7 protein-coding genes are annotated in these 15,820 nt (G+C 36.4%); 1 reads left to right on the forward strand and 6 read right to left on the reverse strand.

The window, feature by feature from the left end; genetic code table 11:
• Positions 1-123: 123 nt before the first annotated feature.
• The 4 genes from FNN08_RS05380 to FNN08_RS05395 form a co-directional block, all read right to left on the reverse strand.
• Entirely contained in the window at positions 124-714 is a 591-nt protein-coding gene (locus FNN08_RS05380) for a hypothetical protein (protein WP_143583702.1), read from the reverse strand.
• Between the two features lie 307 nt (positions 715-1,021).
• A complete protein-coding gene (locus tag FNN08_RS05385; protein WP_143583703.1) occupies positions 1,022-5,194 on the reverse strand; it encodes a S8 family serine peptidase in 4,173 nt (1,390 codons plus the stop codon).
• A 45-nt stretch (positions 5,195-5,239) separates the two neighbouring features.
• Positions 5,240-9,007: a S8 family serine peptidase gene (locus FNN08_RS05390; RefSeq protein WP_143583704.1), complete on the reverse strand. Its 3,768-nt coding sequence runs from the start codon at positions 9,005-9,007 to the stop codon at positions 5,240-5,242.
• Between the two features lie 575 nt (positions 9,008-9,582).
• On the reverse strand, positions 9,583-11,673 hold the full coding sequence (locus FNN08_RS05395) for a winged helix-turn-helix domain-containing protein (RefSeq protein WP_143583705.1): 2,091 nt from the start codon (positions 11,671-11,673) through the stop codon (positions 9,583-9,585).
• Between the two features lie 324 nt (positions 11,674-11,997).
• Here FNN08_RS05395 and FNN08_RS05400 point away from each other — a divergent pair, with 324 nt between their 5' ends.
• Positions 11,998-12,204, forward strand: coding sequence for a hypothetical protein (locus FNN08_RS05400; RefSeq protein ID WP_143583706.1), 207 nt, complete (start codon positions 11,998-12,000; stop codon positions 12,202-12,204).
• A gap of 9 nt (positions 12,205-12,213) precedes the next feature.
• Here the strand turns inward: FNN08_RS05400 and uvrB are convergent, their stop codons facing one another.
• Complete coding sequence (gene uvrB / locus FNN08_RS05405) at positions 12,214-14,211, reverse strand: excinuclease ABC subunit UvrB (protein ID WP_143583707.1); 1,998 nt, start codon at positions 14,209-14,211, stop codon at positions 12,214-12,216.
• Position 14,212: 1 nt separating this feature from the next.
• A complete protein-coding gene (locus tag FNN08_RS05410) occupies positions 14,213-15,586 on the reverse strand; it encodes an MATE family efflux transporter (RefSeq protein WP_143583708.1) in 1,374 nt (457 codons plus the stop codon).
• Between the last annotated feature and the right edge of the window lie 234 nt (positions 15,587-15,820).

Raw genomic sequence — 15,820 nt, forward strand, 5'->3', positions numbered from 1 at the left:
TATTTTTAATTACCTTTGGGCAAGACATAAAAAAAGCTGCGAAAGCAGCTTTTATTTAAGTAAAGTTGTGTCAAATAACCCAATCAGCAGATAAAAAGTTGATTTTACATAATAGTTAAATGGTTATTTTTTAGCATCGAGTGCTTGTTGAATTTCTGCGATTTCTTCTTTACTGAATGTGCCTTTTGCTAAAATATGTTTAATAGCAGAAACATAGCCATCTTGTTTACTATCAGATTTAATAATAAATTTATGCTTTTCAGCGCCTTTGTTTGTTGTTTGCCCTTCACTCTTCTCTATTGCAACAACCATTACTTTTTCTTGCTTGCCGTCATCTGAAACCCATTTAAATTCTTTAACTTCTTTATCATCAGGCAGCTTCAATACAACATCATCACTGTCATGATGTAATTCATTAAGCCCTGTTAATGAATCTAATATAAGCTTTTGATCTTCCTCTGGTAGTTCTGCTATTGCTTGAGCAAGCTTGTCTTTATCGTGTAAAGCATCTGCTGGAAGCGTGAGCTTGAGTTCTTTATTGTTACTTTCAATATTAACTTGGGCAGTGTTAGCGTTTAATTTAATGACTCTAACTTCTTGCTCATGCTCTATTTCTTGAGCATTAACATAATTACAAGTTAATGCTAACAATGAAGCAGAGCAAAGTGATAAACAGCTTTTTTTAATTGGCGAGTGCTTTTTAATCATATTCATTTTTATTCCACTTTTAATTATTTTTTCTTTGATAAAAATATATTATCTTTTTCAAGATAATATATTTTATAACATAGCTTTCATTTTTTAGATATTGAATATGTTTAACACCTAAACTAATTTCTTATCATAGTTACAGTACTGTTTGCGATGGCATTCCTAACAACCTGTTTAAAATCATTATTGCAATAGAACTCTTATTATTGCTATGAAGCACAAGGCAAGATAAATCTTATAGAAGCTAAGAATTAAAAAGGCCAAAGATTCTCATCTTTGGCCTTTGGCTTAGTTTATTTTAAAATAATAATTATTTTTTACGGCGTTTGAATAAGCCTAATAAACCTAATGAGAATAAAGCTATTCCAGTAGAACCACCCGAACCGTTACTTGATTCTTCTTCAGGAGTTTCAACTGTTGGTGTTTCAGTTTCAGGCTCTTCGGCTTGTGGTGCTTCATAGGCTTCAATCATAACCTGAGTACTCACTGGTAAGCTAGATTTACTACCATTTGACACTACAAGTTCAAATGCAACTGCATCAGAGTCCATAAGTGTAGGAGCTTCGAAGCTTACTTCCGTACCCGAGCCATTTAGCATTACGCTTGGTCCTGATACCTGTTTCCACTGATAAGTTAACTCAGGATTTTCAACAACAGCATCTGTCACTGTAGCTGTTAATGTAACAGTTTCAGCAGTTTCTGCCATTGCAGATGACGAGCTAACCTCCGCAACAGGTCTGCCGTAGAAAAATACTGCATCTGTTGCTGTTAACTCATTGCTGTCGCTTGAGCTTACTGAAGCGTCCACTACCGGAGTTGCATCGATTAAACCCTCAACCATTGAAGCATCAAGAATAATATTGAACGCTATCGCATCAGCTCCATCTTCTTGAGTATGAGACCAAGTTAAGCTTTGATTAGTCGTTTTATAGCTAAAGCCTTCACTTGCCATTTGCATTTTAGCGCCAGCAACCACTTTATCTAATAAAACAAGATCAACAATAACACCGTCGCCTAACGCCATGTCAAAGTCATAATCACGACTTTCACCGGTCTTATTAGCTGCAACTCTAACTGCAAAAGTAATTTTATCACCATTTACAATCGGCTCACTAACAGAAACATCATCCTGACCACGAGTCATATTTACACGTACAGCACCGATATTTTGGTTTAGCTCAGGAGAAGTACCTAACCAGAATACACCGTGGTAAATATCACCTTCTTCCATTACCTGATCCCATTCAACGCGAGTAGGAACTTCTGCACGTGGTGCAGCCATATCTGGTACTGAAACTGTCATAGAATCATCATCATAAGCTACATTAGAAATGGCTAGTTTAACATTATCCATGATTGGAGCTTCTGCACATACTTTACCTTCTTCGGCTTCTTCACCTTCAGCACAAACCATTTCGTTTTCAGCTAAAGTTTCAGGACCTTCAGCCCAGTTATGCACTAGCACCCAGTAGGTATCTTGTATTGGACTAACAAGATCAACAACTTCTGTAGCAATCTCAGTTGCACTCATGTAGCGAATAAGATTCATTTCTACATGTGACAACTTACCATCTAAGTTAGAATCGATACCAATAAAGATATCAAGATCTGGTGATGATGTTTCTAATACTTCAACAACCAAGCGGTTTGTATCTGCTTGAACATTTAAAGGGAATACTTTAATTGTTTTATTGTCTTCAATATCATGATGGAAAATTTGACCATTAGTTGCATCACGCTGCAATTCAAAGTCATATACTTGAGCTTTTGCTATACCAGATTTAGTTAATTGCATTTCATCAGTACCGATAGTAACGATGCCCGCTACAGGTGCAGAGTCATTAGTTCTCTTCACTGTAACGTCAACTGACTCAGGTGCAATACCTGCAATAAAGTTAACTGTTACTGGTAGTGTTTGAACTGGGATTGACTCATCACTTGGCGTTAAAATAACTCGACCATTAACCCATTCATCTTCTAAACCTTGCAGTGCTTCAGCAGTAAAGTTTAAAGCAAGCTCTTCACCTTCATTAAGAGTAAAGCTTTCTTGATCTGATGTTAATGAAAATCCTTCATTGTAATATTCAAAGCTAACTGTCCAAGAAGCAGATTTAGTCGCTTTAAAAGTACGAGACCAAACACACTCAATCAAACACTCACCTTTTGATAAACTAGGCATATTCATTTGATGAGGTTGACCATGCCACCCTGGGATCATTTCTGTCATACCGTATTCTTCAGCATACGGGTTAGCAGCCTCATAACCTGCTCTTGTTTCATTTAAAACTAGACCAGCTTCTATAGCTAAGTTAACTCGAGCGCTACCAGAACCAGTTCTATGTATATCAGCTCGGTTCATTTCACCATCAAAGTCATCGTCTTCTTTAACGTCTGTGAAAGCAGTCATCATTAATGCAGATTGTGCTTCAGCAGCAGTCCAAGTAGGACGAGCAGCTTTCATTAATAAGTACATACCTGCAATATGTGGTGTAGCCATTGAAGTACCACTCATGAAACGCCAATCTGTATCAACTTGCTCATATGGAGCGCGTGAAGTACTGTGCATATCTTTACCGATACCACCTGCTAAAATATCAACACCTGGCGCGCCGACATCAGGAACAAGGTAGTCACCTGTATAGTAATCAGGACCACGTGAAGTAAAGTCTGCAGTAATATCAGCTTTATCATCATTTAAAACTAACTCTGAATCTGTAAAGCTAACTTGGTGTCCTTCACCTTCTGCTAACCATGTAAGTAGTGCTTCACCATCCGCTTTATTAAGATGAACTGTAGGCAATACATGCGGGTCATTTGCAACGTTATCATATTCATCTTCTGAGTTAATGAATATCATACCTGCGGCTTTTGCGTATAATGCAGAGTCACCTTTAGACAGTCTAGTTAATGGTGCACCATCAGAATCGACACCGCCACGTCGACAAATAACTACTTTGCCTTCAACGTCTGCTCTTGCGATAGAATATTTAGAACAGTAACCAATACCACCTGCAGATTCTGCATAAGAATCAGACTCAATGTCTCCAGCGTATACAATATCTGTAGGAGTCAAAACACCCGATGTAGCACCTTTACCAATCAAGTCACCTAAGTCAGAATTACCACCAACAAAAGTAGCAACCTTCTCTTCGGTAAAATCTCGAGAATGACTAAGAGCGGCAACAGATGTAACCCATGGAGAGTTTCCTGGAGAACCAATAGTTTTAGCGCCATTTCGACCTGAATTACCTACTGCAACAGCAGTATGAATACCAGCTTCACGTGCTGACAAAAATGCTAGTGCATCAGCTGTGAACCAAGGAGAAGTTGCGCCACCACCTACAGAGTAGTTTAATACGTCAACATTATTAGCAATAGCATGTTCTATTGATTCAATAGCTAAACTATCTAAACAACCATATAAATTACAAGTTTTATAAGAAACAATATTGGCATGAGGTGCAACACCACTAATAGAAACATCAATTTCAGAATGGTAATACTTGTGCTTGTAAACACTTGTCATGCTTGGATAAGTCGTTGGATATTGAACGTTATGTACAACGTTACCAGCGATAGTAGAAGCTACATGTGTTCCGTGACCGTGATCATCTTGACCTTTGTTAAAACGGTAGTCATTGGTTCGAACACCTGATATGAATCTAGCACCATTAAAAGAGACAACACCAACTAGTTTATCGTTACACCAAAATGGTTCATCAACACAGTCACCAAAATAAACCCCTTCACCGTAAGGGTTAGTATGATCATAACCGTCCCCGCCTACATCGGCAAATGATGGGTGAAAATCCATCGTGTCGAATTTTGCAATACCCTGATACGTATAGACTTTTTTAAGGTAAGAGCCGATACCAGTATCCATTACACCAACAACTAACCCTTCACCTTTTGAGCCTTCAACATCTGGATTATCCCAGATAGCAGGAGCTCCAACGTGTTGCGGACCAACATCAGTTAATAATTGCTTCATTTCATTTTTTTGAACAGCAAGAACACCTGGTAATTTACGAAGGGCAAGCGCTTCATTTGGTTGTAAATCAACTAACAAACCATTTAATGCAACTTTGTAACGACTTTTAAGCTCAACATTACGCCCTAAAACTTGATTGATTTTAGATGACGCTTGATTTTGTTTAAGTGATAAATAATCACCGTAAACGACAGAAGCTGAACTTTTTAAGTTTAGTTTACCTTCTTCGTTACCATTTACACCGTTTGATGCGGCAACATTAGTCGCTTTAAATCCTTTGATTCCACCTTGGTATAAAGCTACAGGCTCATCTTCTAATAAAACAAAGTAACTATTCTTTAGTTTAGCCTTATTAGCCTTATCAATAGCATTTTGCTCTGCCTGTGGTATTACAATACTTGGAATATCGTCTGGATATACTTCCGCTATAGCACTTAATGCCATAACACTCATTGGCAACGCCAATACAATTTTATTTAATTTAAATTTCAAAATAAATTCCTCTTTGAAAGGCCTTAGCCTTTCAATAAAATGTTGTTATTTTCGCGCGTTACGTGAGAATAATGCGAAACTAGCTAAAATGATAAAGAACAAGTTTGTTGAGCCACCTGTACTAGATGAATCATCAGCTTCTGGGGAGTCTGATACTGGTGAAGCTACAGGAGCTACTACAGGAGCTGTAGTTTCTGAGTTTTTATCACTTGCAGGGTTAGCCGCAACATCAAAACTTACCGATGCAGATACAGTATTTACACCATCATTTGCAGTAACAGTTGCTTGATATTCACCAACTTGATCTAAAGTACCAGCAATAACACCTGCTCTTGAGATAGTTAAACCTTGTGGCAAGTTATTACTTGAAAATGTAATACCATCACCTTCGGTATCAGAAAATGAGCTATTAATAGCTAAATTAACTGTATCACCTTGGATACCTTGTACCTTTGGAAGTGAGTTAACAACCACAGGCGCAACATCATTTTGGTTATTTACATTTACAACAACATCAATAACGGGTGTATCACGGTTTTCATAATCAACATGAATTTTTAAGGTGTACGATTTCGTTTCTTCATAGTTAAGAACCGCTGCATTATTTACAGTAATAACACCATCAGTTGACACACTAAAAGGCGTACCAGGTAAAGCATTAACTAAAAACACTTCGCCAAGACGGTCAGATGAAATAAAGAAAGATTGACTTCTGAAGTCTAATTGACCAATAACGCTTCCATTTTCGGCATTTTCATAAACAAAGAACGCTTGACCAGTGGATACTGATGCATCAACAGAGTGAGTTGCACCTGAAAAATCAGTGTTTTCGTTACCGATTTCAAAAATCATTACACCAGGAGGACAATCATTATGAGTAGTCCAATTACCTGCAGAAACTACGTTAGGATTACATTGTAGTGAAGCACCACTAGATACTCGAGCTGAAGCACCAGGAGCGAGTTCAACACTGCTACCCCAATTCAATTCCGCTTCATCATCTTCAGGTAATAAAGCAACGCCTGAAGTAAAGGCCAAGAAATTTACTGCTTTTTCTATACAATTATCTGGATTCCAACTCTTAGGCTGACAATTACTATCCCACCAATTTGGGTAACCATCTTGACCTGTATGATCAATAATTTCTTCCCAATAATTACCGTTAAGTACTGGGTTATAACGGATCATTGGACCTTGAATGCTAGCTTGAGCGTCCCTATCCGAGGCAAATATCCAACCTAAATTTTGATTGAAATCGTCAACACTTTGGTAATCATCATGGTACAAATCATCAATACATATTTTAGCTACGGCTGTATCATCACCAACAGAAACATCCGCGCCTAATTTAGAATATTTAACACGTTTGCTTGGGTTCCACCATTCATACTCTAGGTTAAAGTCTAGATACTTAGTTTGTGGTTTACCTGTATCGTCTAGAATAATTTCAAGGTACCCGATCTTTTCCATTTCAGTAGCATTTTGATCTAAACCAAATGGGTCATCATTGTATTTATCAGATACAGTTTCGTTATATATAGTCATATAAGAGAAAACATGACCTGCTTTATCAAAATGTTCAGCCATCGGTACGTCAAATTTATCAAACATTTGAACTGCAATTGATAATTTATAACCAGATTCACACATAGCTTCTGGAGTAATACTCGCGCCCATATTTTTATAAAGGTTACCTTGGCCTATTGCTTTGCTAGGTGCAGGTACAGAATTAGAGTGCATTAACGGCATTGTATAAAGTAGTTTGGTAACATTAGTATCGTTTGTCACATCAACTATTTCACTTTCAACCCAACCACCAGAGTTACTGACTTTTTCCATAAAAAGTGGAGCATCATAAGGTAATCGTGTAGATGTATGAGGATTACTTTTTGTTAATGAGGCTTTATTTTTAGGTAATACTTGCCAAGGCATTTTTAATTGTGCAGAAGTTTCATCGGTATTATTGAATACTAAATATCCACTTAAAGAAGTTTTAATCCAATTATCAATAGTGAAATCTTCAGTTGAAACTAATGGAAGCTCTGAAATTTTCTCAGCATCAACATTCATAGTTACGGTAAATACTACCGAGCGGTTAGCTGGAATATTAATAATTTCAGGGTATATAAAGTTAATAGCTGCATTATTTGCTTTATTACCTTCTATAACGCTACTTACCTTATAGGTTTGTACTTCGTCAGTTAAGTTTTTAATCGTTACATCACGTGAAACAGAAGTATTAGTTGTCGCTTCAACAAAGCCAAATGCAAGACCCGGTTGGTAACTTGACGTTTCCCATACAACAGACTTCGCAGTTATAGCTGTTTTTCCATCAACTAAACCCGAACCTAAAAATGGTACTTCAGCAACATTAGTAATTTCTCGTTCTACCACTTCACTGTAAGTAGTTGAACCTACAATACCTTCAGATGAAGCAGTGTTAGCAACTAATGCTTTAGCTTCGATTGGGCTTAATTGTGGATATTGAGCTAAGATCCTAGCGGCAGTACCTGCAGCATACGCAGCTGCATAACTTGTATGTGGTATTACTATAGCTTCTTCATCGCCGGTACCAACAACAGCACCAACAAAGTTCTCACCAGGCCCTACAACTTCTGGTTTTAATGCATGCTCACCACGGTTTGGTCCAGCAGGAGTAAATTCAGATAGTGTTATACCATCATTTGCAACACTCACTGATCCAACTGTTAAGGCTTCAGGAACTGCAGCACGCCATGCTAAATTAAAGTAAGAGTTGTAGTATGTTTTACCAGCACCCACTACTAACAATGAGCCAGTTGCACTTAAACGACGAACAAGCCCTATATCTCGAGTTGCTCCTGAACCAGCGCCATCATTTTCAACATAAAATGCTGAATTGCCGTAAGAGTTCATTACGATAACATCTGGTCTATCGCTAATATCGCCATCTTGGTTAGGATCAACAATAACATCTAATACAGGGTAAAAGTATGCATTTGACCAATCGTATGTTTTATAAAAAAGAATTTTAGCATCTGGTGCTTCAGCAAGAACTTGTGCAGCAACAGCTGTACCTGAAGCCAAGGCCCCAGATTCAACGTTTACGTCGTCAGTCGCTTCAATCGGGTTATAATCAATTGTATGGTAACCTTCGCCATTAGCAGAAAAGTCTAAACCACCAATAACGGTATCAGTTGGGAATCCATCCCAAGCATTAGAGCGGTTTGCCCAAGCTTTTTCATAAGCTTCAACAGTACCTTTACCACCTAATGATTTATGAGTGTAATCGATACCATTTCCAATAATAGCAACAGTAACGGCATCACCTGGATCTTTAATTGTTAAAAATGGAAATCTAGAAAATTCATCAGCTTCGGTATAGCTTGGCTGTTCATTTAAAATTTCTGCAGAGACTACATTTACATTAGACTTAATTTGCTCAGCAGCGGCATGAGTCATTTGCACGTAAAGAGCATTCTCGGTTAAACGTGCTTTTTTGGTTAGCACGGCACTAGCATCTAAACTGCGAATAATATTAAGGATTGTATTCTGTTGTTTTTCGATGACAGCAACAACAGAACTTCTGTCGTTACCCAAAGATGAGTATTTGGCATCTAATGCACTTTTCTCTGATAAACGTAATAAATATACGCCATTAATTTCATCTTTTACATTGAATGCATTATTGACATCTTTGTTATTACTTACTTGATTTATTGTACTGTGTTCAGTCGATAGCTTATTAATTGCTATTTCTACATCGCTGGCATTGGCATTAAATGCTAAGACAGATGAAACGACTAAAGCGACAGTCGATGATTTAAAAATCATTGTTACCCTCTACTTACTTAACTTTCTTTTCAAAGAATCCAAAATCGACGCTTGATTATTTTTATATAATAATTAGATGATTATTAAATAAATCGATAATTATTTAATCGCCTGAAAATTGGGGTTGCGTCACTATTAAATAAAAACCAACCCCATTACAATACTCGCAAAAACAATTTGCTTTCAATTAACTTCAATTCAGTTACAATTAACTTCAATTAACTTCAATTCCCTTTTAAAACAAAAGCTTAAAAATTAAAAATATCGACAAACATCAACAAAAAAAACATCTTTTATTTGCACATCTGACCAACAAAGTCTAATAAATGGACAAATCAAAAATATTAAAAGTAGTATTAAGAAATTTTAGGCAGGTTAACAAATTAGCTTGTATGTATAGTGTAAGAAATATAAAGGGGTTTATTAATGCAATTACAGTAAATATTGCAAGGGAGACCGTGGGTTAAATGTAGTTAACCCATAACTTATTAAACTTGTATTGGCACAAGTTTAATAAGTATATATTAGACTATTGACCAGGCGGTTATATAGCCGATTAGGAAAAACGAGTACCGTTATTTAGAAATTACTTTGACCGAATAAATGTCTGCATCATTCTGATTATTTAAAGTGATTATGTAGGAGTCGATATCGACCGGCGAAAGTGACAGATACCTTTTAATCGTATTAGCAGGATATAAATGAATAATTTCTGTTGTTCCATCTATTGTGTGCTTTTTTACCATGTCTTTAATTTCATTACGGCTAATATAGAAAATTGCATTATCTTGCCAAAAATAAGAGCCAAAATCTTTTGGTAAAAGATCATCAATAATTTTTATCGATTTATTAGTTTTTGGATCAATTTGCCAAATACCATGTTCTAAATTTCTACTCGCATATAACAGTCCATCGCCGCCTTCAACCACAGATATTTCATTTGAATAAGTGACCTGTCTAACCTTTCGGCTTTCAATATCTATGTTAAAAATCCCTGAACGTCCATCGCGAGTAGCGATGAAGTACACCGATTTACCATCAAAAGACCAGCGAGGATTTTTAGGTTCAAGATCAGATAATGGTATATGAGTTAATGTCTTATTGGCAAAATCACCAAGGTATAGTTGATAGTTTTTACTGTAAGGTGTTAGTCCTGCAACTATATATTGATTATTAATTGGGGACCAGCTAGGCATATAGTACTGGCCTGAACCTTTTGTCAGGTTAATACTCTCAGAATCAGTTTTTACCCATACATCCCAGTTTCCAGCACGATTTGAAAGAAAAATTATGTGTTCATTAATCGGTGAATAACTACCGAACATGTCTCTCGATGATGAAGAAACCGTTGATATAACTTCATTATGCTCAATACTTTTACGAATGATATATTCTTGAGTTGAATATCTTGTGAAAAACAACTGCCCTGTAGCTTCGTTCATTGAAATATTTGCAGGTTTAGCTATTTTGTTTACATCAAGCCATTGCTGACTTTCTACATTATATTTATATATTCTATGCTCGGCGGACTTTAAATAACTGGTATATATCTCATTTCTATCATGATCCCATTCAAGACCAATGATGGAGATTTGATTATCTAAAATAATTGATTCGGCACCTTTTTCATCAATCACAATTAATTGAGCAATTTGATAGTCTTCACGTATTAAAGCTATTTGCTTACTATTTTTAGAATATACAACAGCAACATCACGCTCATTTTGCTTAGGAAAACTTAGTTGCTTTATATTTTTCGTTGTTAAGTTATATTCAAAAGTAGCTACGGAGTCATTCACCATTTTAGTATAAGCAATATGATCGCCATCTGGTGCCCAGTTAATCGCTATTCGGTTGGCATTATATATACATCCAGAATCGATAAGCTCATCCTGATTAGTAACTAAATGCTTTACTCTTATTTCACAATCGCCATCTTCTTCATAACGTATATAAGCAATGGAATTGTCGTTAGGTGACCAAGTTGGCGATGCTTCTTCAAACGATGATGTCGAAAGAAGTCTTAAAGGCACGTCATCTTGGACTAAGTCTTTAATAAACAACTGACCTTTCTTTTTATCTTGCACCCAACGAAAAGCTAGGTAGTTTCCATCATGAGAAACAGCAGGATGCGTTTCTAGTCCTTGATAATTTGTTTGCTTTAAAGGTTCAGGGTTATCAATAAAGTTTGTTTGGTGTTGATTTGGCTGATTGATAAAAACATACAAGCCAATGAAAAACATAACGAAAATACACACAAACATTAAAGACTTAAGCATTACGTTTAAGTTGAATTTTGACTCAGCTGTACGAACATTTTCATCTACTGTATTTATTGGTTGTGATGTCTCAACCATTATGTAACCGACTTTTCTTACGGTCGTAAAAATCTCACTGGGCTCAGCGCCTAAATCTGTAAATGTTTTACGTAAATGCCAAATAGTGTTAGGAAAGCCCCTCTTACCAACACCTTCATTGCCGTCCCAGATTTTTTCAATAGCGGTTTCAATAAGAACTGTTTGGTTTTCACTGATTATAAATAATTTTAATAGTTCGAAAACTTTTACAGGGAGCTTTATTGATACCTCATTATTTGCGACAGTCAGAGCCTTGCAATCAATCTTAAAGCGACCAATTTGGTAATATTGATAAGGCAGGTCAATCATTTAAAAAAAGCTCTCATTTATTGGACAACAATTCAAACATTTACTGAGTGTTAAATTCTAAGCAACATAATAATATTACTCATTACTACAAACAAATACATTACCACTTTAAATTTAAATAAATAACTATAATTGAAGATTTAGCCCTATTTAACTGTAAAAAAATCCATACAGAAACATACCGCTAACATACTAGCTACTTTATACATACAAATTGCTAGATTCTGTTTAAGATACTGTTATTCTTTTCATATTATTTTATTCGATTTTTGATGTTTTTGAACTAGAATTAAAGTACCTAGTTTTATTTATTACGAGGTTTTTATGGGTTCTATTTGGGATCATCACGCCAAGCATTTAGGTGATTTAGTCAATGCAAATGAGGAGTTAAAGGCTCATTTATATTTAGAGCAGTTAATGTTATTCCCGGTTAATATTCAGGATAAGATAATTAACGAGGTATCTAGTTTACCTAAATGCGACAACGAAAAAATAGCTGAAATTATCAGCTACTATTCGTTTAACGCTTAGTTTTATAAGCTAAGTTTTCAACTGCAACTCTCGTAATTTAGAAATTTCATCTCTGGCAGCTGCTGCCTTTTCAAATTCTAAATTACGAGCGTGATCAAACATTTCATTTTCTAGCTTAGATATTTTATTATCAATTTCTGCGGTAGTAAGAATATGGCCATCTTTACTAGATTCAGCAACTTTAAGGCTGCTAGTAGATGTGCTACCACCAACTCCCATGATATCGCCTACTTTCTTCACTAAACCTTTAGGTGTAATACCATTATCGACATTAAATTGATGCTGTTTAGCTCTGCGACTTATCGTGACATCAATTGCTTTTTTCATTGATTTGGTAATATTCGCCGCATAAAGAATGGCTTTACCATCTAAATTACGAGCCGCACGGCCAATGGTTTGTATTAGTGAGCGTTCCGAGCGTAAAAAGCCTTCTTTATCGGCATCTAATATTGCAACGAGTGAAACTTCAGGTAAATCTAAACCTTCTCGCAATAAGTTAATACCTATCAATACATCAAAAACACCTAAGCGTAAGTCTCTAATGATTTCCATACGCTCGACTGTATCGATATCAGAATGTAAGTAACGTGTCTTAATGTTATGTTCGGTTAAATACTCTGATAAATCTTCAGCCATACGTTTTGTTAAGGTTGTAGCTAAAACACGTTCGCCTTTAACAACACGTTTATTAATTTCAGACAGTAAGTCATCAACCTGGGTTTCTACCGGTCGGACTTCTATTTCTGGATCAAGTAAGCCTGTTGGCCTTACAACCTGCTCAGCTACTTCATCACCCGATTTTTCTAGTTCATATTGACTAGGTGTTGCTGATACATAAATAGTTTGCGGTGCTAGTGATGCAAACTCATCAAACTTCATTGGTCGATTATCTAAGGCAGACGGTAATCTAAAGCCATATTCAACTAAGTTTTCTTTGCGTGACCTATCGCCTTTGTACATAGCCCCAATTTGCGGAACGGTAACATGGGATTCATCAATAATTAATAAGCCATCATCAGGAAGGTAATCAAATAACGTTGGTGGAGCTTCGCCTGGCTCACGTCCAGAAAGATAACGAGAGTAGTTCTCTACACCTGAACAATATCCAAGCTCGGTCATCATTTCTATATCAAACTGAGTTCTTTGCACTATTCGCTGTTCTTCAACTAGGCGGTTATTATCTTTTAATTGCGCTGAGCGCTCTTTAAGCTCAACCTTAATTTTTTCAACAGCAGCAAGTATCTTTTCACGCGGAGTCGCATAGTGTGTTTTAGGATAGATGGTTACTCGCGGTAGTACGTTCTCTACTTGACCTGTTAACGGGTCAAAATGACTAATACGCTCTATTTCTTCATCGAACAATTCAACTCGAACAGCTATTCGATCTGATTCAGCGGGGAAAATATCAATCACATCTCCGCGTACACGATAAGTCGCGCGAGCAAAAGCAACATCATTACGGGTATACTGAAGCTCGGCTAAGCGCCTTAAAATATCGCGTTGGTTAATGATATCGCCCACAGACATGTGCAACATCATTTTTAGATAAGAGTCTGGATCACCCAAACCATAAATAGCAGACACCGACGCGATAATGATCACATCTCTGCGTTCCATCAAGCCTTTAGTGGCAGATAAACGCATTTGTTCAATATGTTCATTTACCGACGCATCTTTTTCTATAAAAGTATCGGTTGTTGGCACGTAAGCTTCAGGCTGATAATAATCATAATAAGAGACGAAATATTCAACGGCATTGTTAGGAAAAAACTCTTTCATCTCCCCATACAATTGAGCTGCTAAAGTTTTGTTTGGCGCCAAGATCATTGTCGGTCTTTGCGATGACTCAATAACATTTGCAATAGTAAAGGTTTTACCCGATCCAGTAACACCTAATAATGTTTGGTGAGCAAGTCCACAGTCTAAGCCTTCAAGCAGTTGCTTAATAGCTGTTGGTTGATCGCCACTTGGTTTGTAATCAGAAACTATTTCGAATTTTTTACTCATACTATTTACTTACAACATTAAGTGTTTCAGGTGTATCAAACTGCTTGGTGAATAATCGATAAGACAATAGTGCCATTAATAAATTACCAATTAAAGCGCCAATAAAAAAGCCTAAAAGCCCATATAACTCACTACCGATGTAAGCTAAAGGCACATAAAAAACAAACAGGCGAATAATACTCAACATAAGAGCCACCATAGGTTTATGTAAAGCATTAAAAGAAGAATTGGTTAATATAATAATACCTTGTAAGCCATAGCCCAAAGGTAAAATCCACATGAATAAAGTGATGATATCGGCAACGCTTTCTTCTTTAGCAAATATACTTGCAATAAATGGGGCGCTGGCAACTAGCAATAAATAAACACCAACTTGCCATAATAAAACGAACTTAATCGAAACTTTAAAGCCCTCTTCTACTCGCTCAAGTTTATTAGCCCCTAAGTTTTGACTGATAAATGGTGGCAATGTCATAGATAACGCCAATACAACCAAACAAGCAATCGACTCAATACGCGAACCCACACCAAATCCAGCAACAGCTGATTCGCCATAGGTAGCGGCAATAGCTGTCATTATAGCTGCCGCAATTGGGGTTAACATATTCGCGCCGGCAGCAGGTAAACCAATATTTAAAATTTTAATTGTCGATGTACGAATTACTTCCCACTCTGGTAATTTCAAGTGAATAAGTTTACGTTTAAAGCCTAGTATATAAAATATTAAAGCAAGACCAAAAGCCCATGAAATCAGTGTTGCAATTGCAGCGCCTTGAATGCCAAGAGCAGGAATAGGTCCAAAACCAAAGATAAAAACAGGATCTAATATTGCATTAATCAAACCAGCAAAGCCCATAACAAAACTTGGTGTGCGAGTATCTCCAGAAGCTCTTAAAACGGCATTACCAATCATAGGCCCAATTAAACCGATACTTCCGAGGAACCACAGATCCATATAATCATGAATAAGAGGCAATAAGTGCTTTTTTGCACCTAATAAAGAAAAGATAAAATCAGAAGCAAGCAAACCAATAATAGATAAACATCCAACGATGATTGCAGTAATAATTAAAGCAACAGTCGCCACATTACGCGCATCATCATTACAGCCCTTACCTAAAGACTTAGCTATTACAGCGGAAGTGCCTATACCTAGACCAATTGATAAGCTTATCACTGTAAATGTAATTGGAAATGTAAAACTAATTGCAGCTAAAGGTTGGGTACCTAATAAACTGACGAAAAACGTATCGACAAGATTAAAGGCCATTAATAAAATCATGCCATAGGTCATAGGTATGGTCATTTTTTTAAGAACTGGTCCAACAGGATCATTGATTAGATCGGGTTTTATCTGTTTAGAGAGTCGTGACATTAAGTTTCGTTACAATGAAAAAATTATTTTTGATACGTCATTGTAAAATATACCTCGCAGACTAGCTATTTATATATCTAAAATTTAATAAATTATTAAATGTGCTAATAATTTTGTAAAAGTAACAATTATTGGATAATAAAAAATTCAATACACAGGAAGGCTAGCTAAAAAGCAATCGAACACAAAACAAACAAGATGTTCATAAAAACCACAAAAATTACATAACCAACT

This window comes from Thalassomonas sp. M1454, from assembly GCF_007097525.1.
Classification (GTDB): Bacteria; Pseudomonadota; Gammaproteobacteria; order Enterobacterales; family Alteromonadaceae; genus Thalassotalea_A.